Here is a 15459-nt window from a genome sequence, read left to right as displayed (position 1 = left end):
CACTGTGACGCAGCGTAACGGCGGATCCTGCCGGCGTCCAGTGGTTTCGCTTTGCGAAAAACTGTTTCACCAAGCGATTGACGTCGCAACCGGGTCCCTGTGCCGCAAGGCCCCGGGCAGGGCGGACAGGGTCGGGCGCGGCGCCGGCCGGGGACCGCACGCTGCCCGTGTTTGTTTGACACTTGTGTGCGCCGGTGCAAGTGCGAATAGATGGGGCAAAACGAAGAGGGACAGTCATGGACCGAAAGCAGAGGGCCGAACTGGTCCGCCATTTCACGAACGCGATTCCCTATTCGCGCGCGCTGGACATGCGGCTCGACGAGCTCGGGGACGGGGATGCCGTGATCTCGATGCCCTACGATTCCCGCTTCGTGGGCGATCCGGACACGGGCGTGATCCACGGCGGCGCGGTGTCCGCGCTGATGGACACGACCGGGGGCGCCGCGGTGATGAGCCACCCGGACGCGCCGGTGGTAACCGCGACGCTCGATCTCAGGATCGACTACATGCGCGCCGCGGTGCCGGGTCAGCGGATCGTGTGCCGGGCCGAATGCTACCACGTGACACGATCGGTCGCCTTCATCCGCGCCGTGGCCCATGACGACGATTCCGAGAACCCGATCGCGACGGCCAACGGCGCCTTCACCGCCGACAGCGGCAAGATTACGAAACGCAGCGCGGGGGCCCCGGCATGAAGCGTCCCGAACCCGTGCAGGTGGTCAAGGAACGGCGCGATTCCGCGCTCGCGGCACTCGTGGAGCGGGTGCCCTACATCGGGTTTCTCGGCGTGCACTTCGACCGGCGCGGGGACGAGCTGACCGCGGTGCTGCCGTTCTCGGACACCCTCGTGGGCAACCCGGCGCTTCCGGCGATCCACGGCGGCGTGACCGCCTCGTTCCTCGAGATCACGTCGATCATCGAACTGGGCTGGATGCTCATGTGGGAGGAGATCGAGGGCGGCGGCCTGTCGGCTGCGGACATCTCGGCCGAAACCATGCCGCGCCTGCCCAAGACCATCGACTTCACCGTGGATTACCTGCGGTCGGGCCTGCCGCGCGACGCCTATGCCCGCGCAAGGGTCAACCGCTCGGGGCGGCGCTACGCCAGCGTCCATGTCGAGGCCTGGCAGGACAACCGCTCGCGCATGTTCGCGCAGGCGACCGGGCATTTCCTGATGCCGCCCCCGCGCGATGGCTAGGACGGCGCCGCACACGATCACGCATGCCCGGGTCCTGAAGATCGCGCTGCCGGTCGTGGCGGCCAACGTCACCGTCCCGATCCTTGGCGCGGTCGACACCGGCGTGGTCGGGCAGATGGGCCTGCCGGCTCCGATCGGTGCGGTGGGTATCGGCGCGGTGATCCTGACCGCGATCTACTGGATCTTCGGCTTTCTACGCATGGGCACCGCGGGGCTTGCGAGTCAGGCGCTGGGCGCGGGCGACCGGGGAGAGCTGGCCGCGCTCCTGTCGCGCGTGCTGATGATCGGGCTGACCGGCGGCGCGGTGATCATCGCGCTCCAGGTGCCGCTCTTCTGGGCCGCGTTCGAACTGGCGCCCGCCTCGGCCGAGGTCGAGGGGCTGGCGCGTCAGTACATGCAGATTCGCGTCTTCTCGGCCCCCGCGATGATCGCGCTCTTCGGCATCATGGGATGGCTGATCGCGCAGGAACGCACCGCCGCGCTGCTGCTGCTCCAGCTCACGATGAACGGGGTGAACATCGTCCTGGACCTGGTCTTCGTGCTTGGTTTCGATTGGGGCGTGGCCGGCGTAGCCTGGGCCACCTTCCTGGCCGAGTGGGGCGGGCTGGCGCTGGGCCTCTACCTGTGCCGGGCCGCGTTCCGGCGCCCCGAGTGGCGCGACTGGCCGGTGGTCTTCGACCGGATCCGGCTGGTGCGCATGGCCCGGGTCAACACCGACATCCTGATCCGCTCGCTCCTTCTGGAATGCGTGCTTGTGAGCTTCATGTTCCTGGGCGCGCGCTTCGGGGACGTGACGCTGGCCGCGAACCAGGTGCTCCTGCAATTCCTCCACATCACCGCCTTCGGCATGGACGGCTTCGCCTTCGGGGCCGAGAGCCTGGTGGGCCAGGCGATGGGGGCGCGCAACCGCCCCGGGCTCAGGCGTGCCGTGGTGGTGTCCTCGTTCTGGGGCGGGGTCGTCGGCCTGGGCGTGGCGGCGGTCTTCCTCGTGGGGGGCGGAATGATCATCGACCTGCTCACGACCGACCCGGAAACCCGTCTCGCCGCGCGCGATTTTCTGCCCTGGCTGGTGCTCGCGCCGCTCGCGGGCTGGGCGCCCTTCATGCTGGACGGGATCTTCATCGGCGCGACGCGCACCGCCGACATGCGCAACATGATGCTGGTGTCTGTGGTGGTCTACGGCCTCGCGCTCGTGGCACTGGTGCCGGCTTTCGGCAACCACGGGCTCTGGACGGCCTATCTCGTGTCCTACGTGGTGCGCGGTCTCACGCTGGGGCTGCGCTACCCGGCGCTGGAGCGGGCGGCAGAGGTGCCCGGTGGGGCGCGCTGACGCGCGCGCAGGTCTTGCGCCGTCCCGCCTTCGGCCGGCCGGCGCGGTGATCGGGGGACCAGTCCCCCGAACCCCCTGAAGTATTTCCGGAACGATGAAGGTCAGAGGATGTCGAGCACCGCCTCCGGCGGGCGGCCGATCCGGGCCCGGCCGTCGGCGAAGACGATCGGGCGCTCGATCAGTTTCGGTGTCTCGGCCATCGCCGCGATCAGCACGTCGGGCGCACTGTCCCTGGTGAGGCCCGCCGCTTTGAACTCGGCCTCCTTGGGGCGCATCATCTCGATCGGCGCGACGCCCAGCCTGTCCAGCGTGGCACGAATCTCGGCTTCGCTCGGCGCGTCGTCGAGGTACTTGCGGATCGTCGGCGTGATCCCCTTCTCCTCGATCAGTGCGAGCGTCTGGCGCGATTTGGTGCAGCGCGGGTTGTGCCAGATGGTGACCTCGGTCATAGCCATGCCTCCCTTTCGGTTCCAATTGCCTCGGACAGATGCGCGTGGCCGTCCTCCGCCAGGAGCCGGTCGAGCCCGCGCGCGATCCGGTCGGCGAGGCTCAGCCCTTCGTAGGCGAGGGCCGAGTAGAGCTGGACCGCCGAGGCGCCGGCCTTGAACTTGGTGTAGGCGTCATCCGGCGATGCGACACCGCCGACGCCGACGAGCGGCATGCGGCCCTCCGTCAGCTTGGACAGGCGAGCCAGGACGCGCGTGGACTTTTCGAACAAAGGTGCTCCCGAGAGACCGCCTTTCTCTCCGCTTCTTGCACTTTTCAAACCTTCGCGGTCGAGCGTGGTATTGGTCGCGATGATCGCGTCGAGTTTGACCTTGCGCGCCACGTCGGCGATCTCGCCCAGCTCGGTCTCGGAGAGGTCGGGGGCGATCTTGAGGAACACCGGCAGGATCTTGTCCTGCCCGTCCCGCGCGGCCATCACGCCGGTCAGGAGGGCGTGCAGCGCCTCGGCCCCCTGCAGGTCGCGCAGCTTCTCGGTGTTCGGGGAGGAGACGTTCACCGTGACGAAATCCACCACCGGCGCGCAGCGTTTAAGCACCTGGACGTAATCCCCGGCCCGGTCCGCGCTGTCCTTGTTGGCGCCGAGGTTCAGGCCCACGGGCACGCCGGTCTTGCGATCGCGCCGCGTCAGGCGCGCGAAGGCGGCTTCCATCCCGTCGTTGTTGAAGCCGAAGCGGTTGATCACCGCGCGGTCCTCGGACAGCCGGAACATGCGCGGCCTCGGGTTGCCGGGCTGGGCGCGCGGGGTGATCGCGCCGACCTCGACGAAGCCGAAGCCCGCCTGGGCGAGCGCGTCCACCACCTCGGCATTCTTGTCGAAGCCGGCCGCGAGCCCCACCGGGTTGGGCAGGTCGAGCCCGCCCAGGTGGCAGGCGAGCCGCGGCGAGGTGAAGGCGCCGGGCAGCGGCACGAGCCCCGCCTTCAGCGCGGCAAGCGCGAGGCGGTGGGCGCGTTCCGGGTCGACCCGGTGCAACGCGAAAAGTCCCAGCCGTTCGACGAGGTTCATACGACCTCCGGGGGCAGCACGTGGCCCTCGGGCCCGAGCGGGTAGGGCTTGGCCCAGACCACGTCCGTGGCGTCCAGCCGGCGGTAGAGGTGCGGAAACAGCGCCCCGCCGCGCGAGGGCTCCCACACGAGCTTGTCGCCGAGGGCGTCCGAGTCGAAGGCCACGATCATCAGCCCGTCTTCCCCCCCGAAATGCTTGGCGGCGGTTTCTGCCACCTGTTCGGCGGTGGAGAAGTGGATGAACCCGTCGGCCACGTCGATCGGCGCGCCTTCGGTGCGCCCGTCGGCCTGGTAGGCGGCCCATTCCGGGGCGCGGAATATCTTGTAGATCAGCATGGCGTTCCCATGCCGCGCGGCGCGGGTCCGGTCAAGGGCGTCGAGGGCCGCGGGGGCGATCTGCCTGTTATACGGGCGTCATGGAAATCGACGATGTCGGGATGCGCTTGTCTTTGACAGGCGCGGCGACTCGTCGCAACCTGACCAGATAGTCAAAACAGGGAGTTCCCATCATGAAACGCGTCCTCGGATCGGCGGCGGTGCTCGCCCTTTCCTCGGGGATGGCCTGGGCCGATTTCTCGCTCACCATCCTGCACACCAACGACTTCCACGCCCGGTTCGAGCCGATCAGCAAGTACGATTCCGGCTGTTCGGCCGAGGACAACGACGCGGGGGAATGCTTCGGGGGCTCCGCGCGGCTCGTGACCGCGATCGAGGAGGCGAAGGAGCGGGCCGAGACCTGGCTGCTCGTCGACGGGGGCGACCAGTTCCAGGGCACGCTGTTCTACACCTACTACAAGGGCGCGCTCGCGGCCGAGATGATGAACAAGATGGGCTACGACGCGATGACCGTGGGCAACCACGAATTCGACGACGGCCCCGAGGTGCTGCGCGGCTTTATGGATACCGTGGATTTCCCCGTCCTCATGTCCAACGCGGACGTGTCGGGCGAGCCGCTTCTGGCCGACGCGCTGATGAAGTCCACCGTGATCGAGAAGGGGGGCGAGAAGATCGGCCTCATCGGTCTCACGCCGCAGGACACCGACGAGCTTTCTTCGCCCGGGCCCAACGTCATCTTCACCGATCCGTCGGACGCGGTGCAGGGCGAGGTCGACAAGCTGACGGACATGGGCGTGAACAAGATCATCGTGCTCAGCCACTCGGGCTACCAGGTCGACCAGACCGTGGCGCAGAACACCGACGGGGTCGACGTGATCGTGGGGGGACACTCGAACACGCTGCTCGGGGACATGGACGGCGCCGCCGGGCCCTATCCGACCGTGGTCAACAACGTGCAGATCGTGCAGGCCTATGCTTACGGCAAGTTTCTGGGCGAATTGAACGTGACCTTCGACGACGCGGGCAACGTGACCGCGGCCGAGGGCGCACCCCTGATCATGGACGCGGCCGTGACCGAGGACGAGGCGACCAAGTCGCGCATCGCCGAGGCGGCCGAACCGCTCGACGAAATCCGCAACAAGGTCGTGGCCGAGACCGCCGAGGCGATCGACGGGTCGCGCGAGGCCTGCCGGTCGGGCGAGTGCGAGATGGGCAACCTCGTGGCCGAGGCCATGCTCGACCGTGTCGCGGACCAGAGCGTGACCGTGGCCATCACCAACGGCGGCGGCCTGCGTGCCTCGATCGACGCGGGCGAGGTGACGATGGGCGAGGTGCTGACCGTGCTGCCGTTCCAGAACACGCTCGCCACCTTCGAGGTCTCCGGCGCCACGATCGTCGAGGCGCTCGAGAACGGGGTGAGCCAGGTCGAGGAAGGCGCGGGGCGCTTCCCGCAGATCGCCGGGCTCCAGTTCACCTGGGACCCCGAAGCTGCGCCGGGCGAGCGGGTTGCGGACGTCTGGGTGCGCCAGGGCATGGATTGGGCCCCGATCGACCCGGAGGCCACGTACCTGGCCGTGTCGAACAACTACGTGCGCAACGGCGGGGACGGCTATTCGATGTTCGAGAACGCCGCCAACGCCTATGACTTCGGACCGGACCTCGCGGACGTGACCGCGGAATACCTGGCCGAGATGGGGCCCTACGAGCCCTTCACCGACGGGCGGATCAAGACCGTCGAGTGAGGCCGCGCAACGTTTGAAGCGACACCCCCCGCCCGTCATGGGCGGGGGGGTTCATTTTGCCGCGCGATTGGACGCCCTTGCGGTATCCTGCCGGGAATGGAGGAACGACCATGCGACATTTCCTGATCTGCGCGCTGTTGATCGTGGTCACCGGCCTGCCCGTAGAGGCACAGGAGCGGGTGTTCGTCATCCGGCACGCCGAAAAGGAGGCGGGCGACGACCCCGGGTTGACCCCGGCAGGCGTGCACCGTGCCCACCGCTGGGCCGAGATGTTGCGCGACGTCGGGCTCGACGCGGTGATCCATACCGACGCCGCCCGCACGCGCCTGACGGGCACGATCATCGCGGAGGCGCTCGCGCTCGAACCCGTGGAGGTCGGGCGGACGGACGTGGTCGGGCTGGTCGACCTGCTCGCCTTCGATTTCGAAGATGCGGACGTCCTCGTCGTCGCGCACAGCGAAACCATCCCCGCCATCGTCGAGCGGTTGGGGGGCGGACCGGGGGCGAAGGTCGCACCGGATGATTTCGCCTCGCTCTTCGTGCTCGGGCCGGCCAGCGGGGACGCACGGGACGTCATGCGCTTGCACATGCCCTGACATGGGCCTTTTGCGCGCGGCGCGGCCGCCCTATATTCCGGGCTGAAAGGAACGTGTCATGGATCATCCCCTGATGGACCTGATCTCGGCCAAGATCGCCGAGGCGGAGCGCAACGGCGAGTTCGACAACCTGCCGGGGGCGGGCAAGCCGCTGCCGAAAGAGGACGATCCGGAAAACGCGCTGCTCAACCGCATCATGCGCGAAAACGCCGCGACGCCGCCCTTCGTGGCCCTGTCGCGTGAACTCGAGCGCTTGCGCGAAGAGCTGAAGGCGACCACGGACGAAGCGTCGCGCCGCGAGATCATGAAGCACATGTCCATGACCGAGGCGCGCATCGACATCGCGCGCAAGGCGTGGTCCCGCTGATGTGCGGGCGGATCGCCAACACGCTCCCCCACGACGCGGTCGCGAAACTGTTCGATGCGGTGCCCGCCAACGCGCTGCCGCAGCTGCCCGACTACAACATCTGCCCGACGCAGGACGTGGCGGTGGTCACGCAGGAGGGTGGCCGGCGCTATCGTCCGATGCGCTGGGGTTTCCTGCCGCATTGGTACAAGAGCCCGACCGATGGCCCGCTCCTGATCAACGCGCGCGCCGAGACGGTGGCCGAGAAACCCGCCTTCCGGAAGGCCGTGCGCGAACGCCGGTGCCTCGTCCCCTGTTCGGGGTTCTACGAATGGTACCGGGAAGGGGGCGAGAAGCTGCCCTATTACTTCCACCGCGCCGACGGCACGCCGCTCGTAATGGCCGGGGTCTGGCGGGAGTGGGGCGAGGACGCGCTGCCCACCTTCGCCGTCCTCACGACCGAGGCGAACGCCCTGATGGCGCCGATCCACAACCGTATTCCCGTGGTGATCGAGCGGGAGCACTGGGGCAAGTGGCTGGGCGAGGAGGGGCACGGTGCGGCGGTCCTGATGCGCGCACCGGAAGATGACGTGCTGGCCTTTCACCGGGTCGACAAGGCGGTGAATTCCAACCGGGCCGAGGGGCCCGAGCTGATCGAACCCGTCGCCGCTTGAGCGTGCGGTGAGGGCTGTGCCCGCGCTGGGCCTGGCGCGGGGGTAGCCTCGTCCGTGCGCATTGTGGAACGAGGGGCAAGCCCCTCGTGCTCCCCGGCGGGGGCCAGCCCCCGCACCCCCGAGGTATTTGCGAAACGAAGAAGGTCAGACCAGGTCGGCGAGGGCGGCCAGCGGGTAGGTCACGCGCAGGATGTTGCGCCGCAGGGGGGCGAGCGGGAAGGGCTTCAGCGGGCGGCGCATGATCGCGGGACGGATGTCGTCGCCGAGGACCAGGCGGGCGGCGGCATGGCCCGACCAGCTGCCCATTGCCACGCCGTTGCCGTGGTAGGCCATCGCCGCGATGGCGCCGGGCGTGCCCGGGATCTCGCCGACATGCGGCAGGAGATCGCGGGAAAAGGCAAGGAGCCCCGACCAGCGGTGCGGGGTCTCGACATGGCGCCAGGCGGGGAAGAGGGTGTGGAAATGGGCCGTGAGACGGTTCAGCGTGCGCGCTTCGGCCCCGGCGCTCGCCCGGACCCCGCCGCGCATGCCGAAGAGGAACCGCCCGTCGGGCATGAGGCGGAAGTAATGCAGGAGATTGCGGGTGTCGTAGGCCATGAGGTCGGAGCGCCAGTTCTGCGCCGCCTGTTCCTGCGTCGTCAGCGGGCGGGTGACGAGCACGCTGGACTGCACCGGCAGGACCGGCGCACGCAGGGGGCCGAGGCGTTCGGGGGTGTAGCCGTTGGTGGCGATGATCACGCGGTCGGCAGTGACCTGGCCGGTCGGTGTGTCGAGCCGATGGCCGGACGGCCGGGGCGTCACGTCGGTGACCGGCGTATGGCCGTGAATGCGCGCGCCCGCGCGCGCGGCGGCCCGTGCGAGCCCGGTGACATAGGCCCCGGGATCGAGGCCGAAGCCCGCCCTGACGTGAAGCGCGCCGTAAAAGCCCGGCCCGTCGAAGCCCTGGTTGCCGAGATCCTGCTTCGTGAGCACGTCCGCCTCGACGCCAAGCCGGGCGAGGGCCTCCGCCTCGGCCGCGAAGGCGCGCTGGTGGCGGGGGCGGTGGGCCAGCTGGACCTCGCCGGCCGAATGGGTGTGCGCCTCGATCCCGTGGGTCCCGATCACCTGCGCGACATGGTCGATCGCGGCGAGCTGGGTCTTGGCGAAGTCGGTCGCGGCCCGGTCGCCGAAGCGGCGGGAGAGCTGTGCGCCCGAGAGTTTCGCCCCGCCGATGCAGCAGAACCCGCCGTTGCGCCCCGAGGCGCCCCATCCGGGCAAGTGGGCTTCGAGAACGGTGACGGACATGCCGTTCTGCGCCAGGGTCAGTGCCGCGTTGAGCCCGGTGACCCCCGCGCCGATGATCGCCACGTCCGTCCGGTGCGCCCCATCGAGCGCCGGCCAGTCGTCGGCGGTCCGCCAGGCGCAATCGGCCCGGGCCGCGTCTTCGTAGGCACGCGCTTCGTAGAGGTGCGTCACAGCCGGCCGAGGTAGGTGCGGTACTCGATCTGGCTGATCGCGGTCGTGAGCTGCGAGATCTCGTCGCGGCGCACGGCGGCGTAAATGTCGCGAAAGCCGGGCAGGAACATCGCTTCGGCGATGTCGCTGTCGGCGAAACATTCCACGGCCGTGTACCAGTCCGAGGTCAGGGGATCGCCGAATTCCCCGTTCTGCTCGTCCAGCGGCGCCGGCAGCGGCAGGTCCGGGTGGTCGAGGCCGTAGAGGAGCCCGCCCAGCACGCCCGCGATGACGAGGTAGGGGTTGGCGTCCGCCCCCGCGATCCGGTGCTCAAGGCGCGCGCCGGGGCCCGCGACTTCCGGAAGGCGCACGGCGGCGGCCCGGTTGTCGATGCCCCAGTCGGGCGTGTGCGGCGCGAAGGAGCCGGGCTGGAACCGGCGGTAGGAGTTCATGTGCGGCGCGAAGATCGCCTGAAGGTCGTCCATCGTGTCGAGCGTGCCCGCCACCGCCTGCCGGAGAAGCTCGGAGGCGTCGTCACCGCCCGCATCGAAGATGTTGCGGCCCTCTTCGTCGAGCACGGAGACATGCACGTGCATGCCGTTGCCGGGATAGTCGGCATAGGGCTTGGCCATGAAGGTGGCCGACATGCCGTGCTTGCGCGCGACGCCACGCACCAGGCGGCGGAAATAGAGCGCCTCGTCCGCTGCGGCCATCACGTCGTCGGTGTGGTGGAAGTTCACCTCGAACTGGCCGGGTCCGTATTCCGCGATCAGGGTGTCGGGCGTCATGCCTTGCGTCCAGGCGGCATCGAGGATGTCGTCGAGGATCGCCTGGGTCCGGTCCAGCACGTCGAGGTCGTAGTTCTGCGCCGTGGGCGAGCGGTCCGGGGGCAGCGGCGCGTCGTTCATGTCCTCGCGCGGCTTGTAGAGGTAGAACTCGAGCTCGGTCGCGATCACGGGTTTGAGCCCGCGCGCGGTAAAGCGGTCGACCATGTTCTGAAGCTGGCGGCGCGGCGAATAGGGGGCGATTTCGCCGGTGTCGTCGCGCATCTCGCACAGGACCTGCGCCACCGACCCGCCCGAGGCCGAGGCCCAGGGCACGGGGCGCAGGGAGCCCGCGACCGGGAAGAGATGACCGTCCGGGTCGCCCACCGCGATGCCGAGACCGGTCGCCTCGACCTCTTCGCCCAGGATGTTGGGCGCGTAGGTCGACAGCGGCAGACGCACGCCGCCCTTGGCCAGCTTCTCCTCGTCGTCGCCGGGGAGCCACTTGCCGCGCAGGATCGCGTTGATGTCGCACATCATCAGCTCGACCCGTTCCGGCCGGCCATGTTCGGCGCAGAAGGCTTCGTATTCTTCGAGGAATTTTTTCATGTTGCGTTTTCTTCCAGGCGGCGGCGCACGGCCGCACGCTTCGTGGTGATGGAGAAGCTGATCACGCCGATTGTCACGAGTCCGATAAGAATGGAAGACAGCGCGTTGATCTCGGGGCTGACGCCCAGGCGCACGGCCGAGAAGATCTTGATCGGCAGGGTCGTCGAGGACGGCCCCGATGTGAAGGACGCGATCACCAGGTCGTCGAGCGACAGGGTGAAGCCCAAGAGCCAGCCGGAGATGACGGCCGGGGCGATGATCGGCAGGGTGACGGATCGGAACGCGTCGAATGGCGTGCACCCGAGGTCGAGTGCGGCCTCTTCCAGCGACCGGTCGAAGGAGACGAGGCGCGAGGACACGACGACGGCCACGTAACACATCGAGAAGGTCGTGTGGGCGAGGATGATCGTGAGCATCCCCCGGTCGAGCCCCACGGCAATGAATAGCAGCAGGAGCGACAGGCCCAGGATCACGTCGGGCATGACGAGCGGGGCGTAGATCATCCCGGAAAACAACGTCTTGCCGAAGAACCGCCCGCCGCGCACCAGCACGTAGGCCGCGGCGGTGCCCAGGATCGTGGCCAGTGTCGACGAGACGACGGCCACCCGTATCGTGACCCAGGCGGCGTCGAGGAACGCCTCGTTGCGGAAGAGTTCGCCGTACCACTTGGTCGAGAACCCGGCCCAGACGGTGACCAGCTTCGACTCGTTGAACGAGTAGACGACCAGGATCACCATCGGCATGTAGAGGAATGCAAAGCCGAGGGTGAGCGAGGTGGCGTTGAACCAGCTGATCCTACGCATCGGCGCCTCCACGCGCAATTTCATGCGACGACAGCAGGGCAGGTTGCCAGATCCGCGCCGGATTACCGCGGAATTTCAAGGTTCGAAGTCGCCTCATCCCTCGGCCTCCCGCTGCTTTTCCTCGTTGCGCTGGAAGAGCACGATCGGGATCACGAGCAGGGCGAGCAGGATCACCGCCACCGCCGAGGCCACCGGCCAGTCGCGGTTCGAGAAGAACTCTTCCCACAGCACCTTGCCGATCATCAGCGTCTGCGACCCGCCCAGCAGCGCGGGGATCACGAATTCGCCCATCACCGGGATGAAGACCAGGAAACAGCCCGCGATGATCCCGTTGCGCGACAGCGGGAAGGTCACCAGCCAGAAGGCCTGGAACCTGGTGCAGCCCAGGTCCTCGGCCGCCTCGAGGAGCGAGGCGTCGAGTTTCTCGAGCGTCGAGTAGAGCGGCAGCACCATGAAGGGCAGGTAGGTGTAGACGATCCCGATGTAGACCGCCGTGGGCGTGTTCAGGATCAGAAGCGGCTCGTCGATCACCCCGATCGCGATCAGGAGCTGGTTGAGAAGCCCCTCGTTCGCAAGGATCGCCTTCCACGAATAGACGCGGATCAGGAAGGACGACCAGAAAGGCAGGATCACAAGCATCATCAGCGTCGGGCGCCATTCCTCGGGCGCGCGGGCCATGCCGTAGGCGATCGGATAGGCCACGAGCAGCGTGATCAGGGTCGAGACCACCGCGATCCGAAGGCTCGAAAGATAGGCTTTCCAATAGAGGTCGTCGGTCGTCAGGAAGACGAAATTGTCGAAGTCGAGTTGGCTGATGAAATCCTTGAACCCCTGCCATCCGGCGCTGAGGTCGAGGTTCGGGGTATAGGGCGGGATGGCCAGCGCGATGTCCGACAGGCTGATCTTGATGACGATCAGGAAGGGCACCAGGAACAGCGCCACGAGCCACGAATAGGGCAGGAGGATCAGGGCGATCCGTTTCATTCTGTCAGCACCACGCCGGCCGAGGCCCGGAACGACACCCAGACCTTGTCTTCCCAGGTGAAATCGCGCCGCGAGATGCGGCTCGCGTTCGTCATGGTGGCCTTCACCATCTGACCGCCGGGCAGCTCCACGTGGTAGGTCGACAGGTTGCCGAGGTAGCCGATGTCGATGATCGTCCCCTCGAGCGCGTTGGGCCGGTCCTCGGGCCGCTCGCGGGTCACGAGCAGCTTTTCGGGGCGGATCGCGAAGGTGACGGCGCTGCCGTCTGCGACCTCGGCCATGCATTCGGAGACCTTGATCGGGTCGCGCCCCGCCGCATAGGCCACGTCGTAGGCGTGTTCGCCGGTCTTCGTCGCGGTGCCCTCGATCAGGTTCACGTCGCCGATGAAGTCGGCGACATAGACCGTCTTCGGCCCTTCGTAGATCGCCGGGGGTGTGTCCACCTGTTCGATCCGGCCCGCGTCCATCACGGCCACGCGGGTGGCGACGGTCATCGCCTCTTCCTGGTCGTGGGTGACGATGACGAAGGTCGTTCCCGTCTTCTCCTGGATGTCCATGAGCTCGAACTGCGTCTCTTCGCGCAGCTTCTTGTCGAGCGCGCCCAGCGGTTCATCGAGGAGCAGGAGCTTCGGCGCCTTGGCGAGCGAGCGGGCCAGCGCGACCCGTTGGCGCTGGCCGCCGGAAATCATGTGCGGCTTGCGCTTGGCGAATTTCTCCAGCCGCGTGAGGCGCAGCATCTCGGCCACGCGGTCGGCGATCTGGTCTTTCGGCATGTCCGAGCGTTTCAGCCCGAAGGCGATGTTGTCGTAGACCGAGAGATGGGGAAACAGCGCGTAACTCTGGAACATCATGTTCACCGGGCGCTGGTTGGGCGGCACGCGGGCCATGTCGCGCCCGCCGATCTCGATCACGCCTTCGGTCGGGGTTTCGAACCCTGCGAGCATACGCATCATCGTCGTCTTGCCGCAGCCCGAGGGGCCCAGCAGCGCGAAGAATTCCCGCTCGTAGATGTCGAGCGTCAGGTCGTCGATCGCCGTGAAGTCGCCGAAGCGCTTGGTCACGTTGCGAAAGCGGATGAGCGGAACCGCGTCCGGGTCGTCCCAGGGCGCGAAGATACCCTCGTGCGGCATCGGTGTCGTGTCGGCCATCTGTCCCCCGAAAAGGTCAGGCCCCCGGGCGTTGCCGGGGGCCGGTTGGGCTCAGGTGCCCGATTTGATCTTGGTCCACAGGCGCGTGACGGTGCGCTGGACCCCGGCCGGGTAGGGGGTGGTGGTGAAGAGATTGTTGAGCGTCTCTTCATCCGGGTAGATGGCCGGATCGTTGATCACGTCGTCGTTGAGGTATTCCTGCGACGCCTTGTTGCCGTTGGCGTAGTAGACGTAGTTCGACGCCTGCGCCATGTTCTCGGCATCCATGATGAAGTTCAGGAACACGTGGGCCGCGTCCGGGTTCGGCGCGTCGACCGGGATCGCCATCATGTCGAACCACATCTGCGCGCCTTCCTTGGGCGCGTGGTAGGCGATCTCGTTGCCGTTGTCGGCCTCGGCCGCGCGGTCGCGGGCCTGCAGGATGTCGCCCGACCAGCCGACGGCCACGCAGATGTCGCCGTTCGCCAGCGCGTCGATGTATTCCGACGAATGGAACTTCTGGATGTGGGGACGGACCGGCATGAAGACGTCCTCGGCCATCGCGATCACGTCGGGATCGTGGCTGTCCGGGTCCTCGCCGATGTAGTTCAGCGCGGCCGGGATCATCTCGGCGGGTGCGTCGAGGAAATGCACGCCGCAGTCGGCCAGCTTTTCCATGTTCTCCGGTTCGAAGACCAGCGACCAGCTGTTGATCGGGGCATCCTCGCCCAGGATTTCCTGCACGCGGCCCACGTTCACGCCGATGCCGGTGGTGCCCCACATGTAGTTGATCGCGTATTCATGGCCGGGGTCGTAGACCTCGGTGCGGTCGCGCACGACTTCCCACATGTTGTCGAGGTTGGGCAGCTTCGACTTGTCGAGCTTCTGGAACGCGCCCGCGGTGATCTGGCGCTGGAGGAAGGTACCAGAGGGCACGACCACGTCGTAGCCGGACCCGCCGGCCAGCATCTTGGTCTCGAGCACCTCGTTGGAATCGAACACGTCGTAGACCAGGTCGATGCCGGTCTCTTCCTCGAACTGGGTGAGCAGCTCTTCGTCGATGTAGTCCGACCAGTTGTAGACGCGCACTTCGTCGGCGCTGGCCGCGCCCGCGATCAGGGCGAGGCCGGCGGTCATTGTGACCCAGGTGGTTTTCATCGTTGTCTCCCTTGTTGGACTTTTCGTCCCGTATTTGGTGTATTTGATCAAAAGTGACCGTGATCGGCAAGCTGGTCAAGCCATCCGCCAGCCGGGATCGCGATTGACACTATCCGCGAAATGGCCAAACGCAATGGCCAGATGATTGGCCAGCGAGGAATTGACGTGACCGATTCACCCCAGAAAATGCCGGATCACGAGAAGGCGTATCGCGCCCTGAGGGACATGATCCTGCACGGTGAATTGACCCCCGGTCAGGCGGTCACGATCCAGGGGCTGGTCGAGACGCTGGGACTGGGCATGACCCCGGTGCGCGAGGCGATCCGGCGTCTCACGTCGCGCGGGGCGCTGGAGTTCAAGGGCAATCGGCGGGTGTCGGTCCCGGCGATGGACGCGGCGACCTACGACGAGCTCGCCTTCGTACGTCTTTCCGTCGAGCCGGAACTGGCGCGCCGGGCCGTTGAAAACCTGGATTCCGAGGCGATCGACGCGCTTGAGGCGCTGGATGCGCGGGTCGACGCGGCGATCGAGAAGGGCGACGTGCGCGATTACCTGGAGGCCAACCGGCTGTTCCACATGCGGCTCTACGAGGCCTCCGGTGCGCAGGTGCTTCTGACGATTTCCGAGATGCTCTGGCTGCGCTCCGGGCCCTCCCTGCGGGTCATGCTGGGCCGTGCGGGCACCGCCAATCTGCCGGACAAGCACCGCGAGGCGCTGGCCGCGATGCGGGCAGGGGACGCCGACGGGGTGGCCGAGGCGATCCGGGGTGACATCCTGCAGGGGATCAAGCAGGTGACCGCCTCTCTCGACGCCGCACAATGAGTTTGCGGGGACCACGTTGACAGTCCA

At 67.4% G+C, this 15459-nt stretch carries 17 protein-coding genes; 8 read left to right on the top strand and 9 right to left on the bottom strand.

What is annotated here, in order from left to right; translation table 11 throughout:
• Nucleotides 1-236: 236 nt before the first annotated feature.
• From GQE99_RS02105 to GQE99_RS02095, 3 genes are read left to right on the top strand one after another with little or no spacing between them, the layout of a single operon-like run.
• Entirely contained in the window at nt 237-695 is a 459-nt protein-coding gene (locus GQE99_RS02105; protein ID WP_161349926.1) for a PaaI family thioesterase, read from the top strand.
• The gene (locus GQE99_RS02100) at nt 692-1198 is read left to right on the top strand and encodes a PaaI family thioesterase (protein ID WP_161349925.1); all 507 of its coding nucleotides are present in this window, start codon (nt 692-694) and stop codon (nt 1196-1198) included. Before GQE99_RS02105 ends, GQE99_RS02100 begins: the two co-directional genes overlap by 4 nt.
• Nucleotides 1191-2528, top strand: a complete 1338-nt coding sequence (locus GQE99_RS02095; protein ID WP_161349924.1) for an MATE family efflux transporter — start codon at nt 1191-1193, stop codon at nt 2526-2528. The genes GQE99_RS02100 and GQE99_RS02095 overlap by 8 nt, the downstream gene beginning before the upstream one ends.
• Nucleotides 2529-2629: 101 nt before the next feature.
• Here the strand turns inward: GQE99_RS02095 and arsC are convergent, their stop codons facing one another.
• From arsC to GQE99_RS02080, 3 genes are read right to left on the bottom strand one after another with little or no spacing between them, the layout of a single operon-like run.
• The gene (arsC, locus tag GQE99_RS02090; protein WP_161349923.1) at nt 2630-2977 is read right to left on the bottom strand and encodes an arsenate reductase (glutaredoxin); all 348 of its coding nucleotides are present in this window, start codon (nt 2975-2977) and stop codon (nt 2630-2632) included.
• Complete coding sequence (locus GQE99_RS02085; RefSeq protein ID WP_161349922.1) at nt 2974-4038, bottom strand: quinone-dependent dihydroorotate dehydrogenase; 1065 nt, start codon at nt 4036-4038, stop codon at nt 2974-2976. The genes arsC and GQE99_RS02085 overlap by 4 nt, the downstream gene beginning before the upstream one ends.
• Nucleotides 4035-4373, bottom strand: a complete 339-nt coding sequence (locus tag GQE99_RS02080) for a DUF952 domain-containing protein (protein WP_161349921.1) — start codon at nt 4371-4373, stop codon at nt 4035-4037. The genes GQE99_RS02085 and GQE99_RS02080 overlap by 4 nt, the downstream gene beginning before the upstream one ends.
• A 173-nt stretch (nt 4374-4546) precedes the next feature.
• On the opposite strand from GQE99_RS02080, the gene GQE99_RS02075 reads away from it, so the two are divergent.
• From GQE99_RS02075 to GQE99_RS02060, 4 genes are all read left to right on the top strand, one after another.
• A complete protein-coding gene (locus tag GQE99_RS02075) occupies nt 4547-6115 on the top strand; it encodes a bifunctional metallophosphatase/5'-nucleotidase (protein ID WP_202530547.1) in 1569 nt (522 codons plus the stop codon).
• Nucleotides 6116-6225: 110 nt separating this feature from the next.
• Nucleotides 6226-6711: a phosphoglycerate mutase family protein gene (locus tag GQE99_RS02070; RefSeq protein WP_161349920.1), complete on the top strand. Its 486-nt coding sequence runs from the start codon at nt 6226-6228 to the stop codon at nt 6709-6711.
• A gap of 58 nt (nt 6712-6769) precedes the next feature.
• Nucleotides 6770-7078 (top strand): DnaJ family domain-containing protein, encoded by a 309-nt coding sequence (locus GQE99_RS02065; protein WP_161349919.1) that lies wholly within the window; start codon nt 6770-6772, stop codon nt 7076-7078.
• Nucleotides 7078-7731, top strand: coding sequence for an SOS response-associated peptidase (locus GQE99_RS02060; RefSeq protein WP_161349988.1), 654 nt, complete (start codon nt 7078-7080; stop codon nt 7729-7731). The genes GQE99_RS02065 and GQE99_RS02060 overlap by 1 nt, the downstream gene beginning before the upstream one ends.
• A 144-nt stretch (nt 7732-7875) precedes the next feature.
• Here the strand turns inward: GQE99_RS02060 and GQE99_RS02055 are convergent, their stop codons facing one another.
• The 6 genes from GQE99_RS02055 to GQE99_RS02030 form a co-directional block, all read right to left on the bottom strand.
• Nucleotides 7876-9186: an NAD(P)/FAD-dependent oxidoreductase gene (locus GQE99_RS02055; protein ID WP_161349918.1), complete on the bottom strand. Its 1311-nt coding sequence runs from the start codon at nt 9184-9186 to the stop codon at nt 7876-7878.
• Nucleotides 9183-10538 (bottom strand): glutamine synthetase family protein, encoded by a 1356-nt coding sequence (locus GQE99_RS02050; protein ID WP_161349917.1) that lies wholly within the window; start codon nt 10536-10538, stop codon nt 9183-9185. The genes GQE99_RS02055 and GQE99_RS02050 overlap by 4 nt, the downstream gene beginning before the upstream one ends.
• Complete coding sequence (locus GQE99_RS02045) at nt 10535-11341, bottom strand: ABC transporter permease (protein WP_161349916.1); 807 nt, start codon at nt 11339-11341, stop codon at nt 10535-10537. Before GQE99_RS02045 ends, GQE99_RS02050 begins: the two co-directional genes overlap by 4 nt.
• A 93-nt stretch (nt 11342-11434) precedes the next feature.
• Nucleotides 11435-12325: an ABC transporter permease gene (locus GQE99_RS02040; protein WP_161349915.1), complete on the bottom strand. Its 891-nt coding sequence runs from the start codon at nt 12323-12325 to the stop codon at nt 11435-11437.
• Nucleotides 12322-13473 (bottom strand): ABC transporter ATP-binding protein, encoded by a 1152-nt coding sequence (locus tag GQE99_RS02035; RefSeq protein WP_235917080.1) that lies wholly within the window; start codon nt 13471-13473, stop codon nt 12322-12324. The genes GQE99_RS02040 and GQE99_RS02035 overlap by 4 nt, the downstream gene beginning before the upstream one ends.
• Before the next feature lie 51 nt (nt 13474-13524).
• Entirely contained in the window at nt 13525-14610 is a 1086-nt protein-coding gene (locus tag GQE99_RS02030) for a polyamine ABC transporter substrate-binding protein (protein WP_161349914.1), read from the bottom strand.
• Nucleotides 14611-14775: 165 nt separating this feature from the next.
• Between GQE99_RS02030 and GQE99_RS02025 the strand changes: the two genes are divergently transcribed.
• Nucleotides 14776-15432 (top strand): GntR family transcriptional regulator, encoded by a 657-nt coding sequence (locus GQE99_RS02025; RefSeq protein ID WP_161349913.1) that lies wholly within the window; start codon nt 14776-14778, stop codon nt 15430-15432.
• Nucleotides 15433-15459: the final 27 nt, after the last annotated feature.

The sequence above is a fragment of the Maritimibacter harenae genome, assembly GCF_009882975.1.
Taxonomy (GTDB): domain Bacteria; phylum Pseudomonadota; class Alphaproteobacteria; order Rhodobacterales; family Rhodobacteraceae; genus Maritimibacter; species Maritimibacter harenae.
This window is presented reverse-complemented; position numbering and strand designations above follow the sequence as displayed.

Coding starts and splice junctions, on each gene's coding strand:
- GQE99_RS02105 (WP_161349926.1), top strand. CDS start 237: ATGGACCGAAAGCAGAGGGCCGAACTGGTCCGCCATTTCACGAACGCG.
- GQE99_RS02100 (WP_161349925.1), top strand. CDS start 692: ATGAAGCGTCCCGAACCCGTGCAGGTGGTCAAGGAACGGCGCGATTCC.
- GQE99_RS02095 (WP_161349924.1), top strand. CDS start 1,191: ATGGCTAGGACGGCGCCGCACACGATCACGCATGCCCGGGTCCTGAAG.
- arsC (WP_161349923.1), bottom strand. CDS start 2,977: ATGACCGAGGTCACCATCTGGCACAACCCGCGCTGCACCAAATCGCGC.
- GQE99_RS02085 (WP_161349922.1), bottom strand. CDS start 4,038: ATGAACCTCGTCGAACGGCTGGGACTTTTCGCGTTGCACCGGGTCGAC.
- GQE99_RS02080 (WP_161349921.1), bottom strand. CDS start 4,373: ATGCTGATCTACAAGATATTCCGCGCCCCGGAATGGGCCGCCTACCAG.
- GQE99_RS02075 (WP_202530547.1), top strand. CDS start 4,547: ATGAAACGCGTCCTCGGATCGGCGGCGGTGCTCGCCCTTTCCTCGGGG.
- GQE99_RS02070 (WP_161349920.1), top strand. CDS start 6,226: ATGCGACATTTCCTGATCTGCGCGCTGTTGATCGTGGTCACCGGCCTG.
- GQE99_RS02065 (WP_161349919.1), top strand. CDS start 6,770: ATGGATCATCCCCTGATGGACCTGATCTCGGCCAAGATCGCCGAGGCG.
- GQE99_RS02060 (WP_161349988.1), top strand. CDS start 7,078: ATGTGCGGGCGGATCGCCAACACGCTCCCCCACGACGCGGTCGCGAAA.
- GQE99_RS02050 (WP_161349917.1), bottom strand. CDS start 10,538: ATGAAAAAATTCCTCGAAGAATACGAAGCCTTCTGCGCCGAACATGGC.
- GQE99_RS02045 (WP_161349916.1), bottom strand. CDS start 11,341: ATGCGTAGGATCAGCTGGTTCAACGCCACCTCGCTCACCCTCGGCTTT.
- GQE99_RS02040 (WP_161349915.1), bottom strand. CDS start 12,325: ATGAAACGGATCGCCCTGATCCTCCTGCCCTATTCGTGGCTCGTGGCG.
- GQE99_RS02035 (WP_235917080.1), bottom strand. CDS start 13,473: ATGGCCGACACGACACCGATGCCGCACGAGGGTATCTTCGCGCCCTGG.
- GQE99_RS02030 (WP_161349914.1), bottom strand. CDS start 14,610: ATGAAAACCACCTGGGTCACAATGACCGCCGGCCTCGCCCTGATCGCG.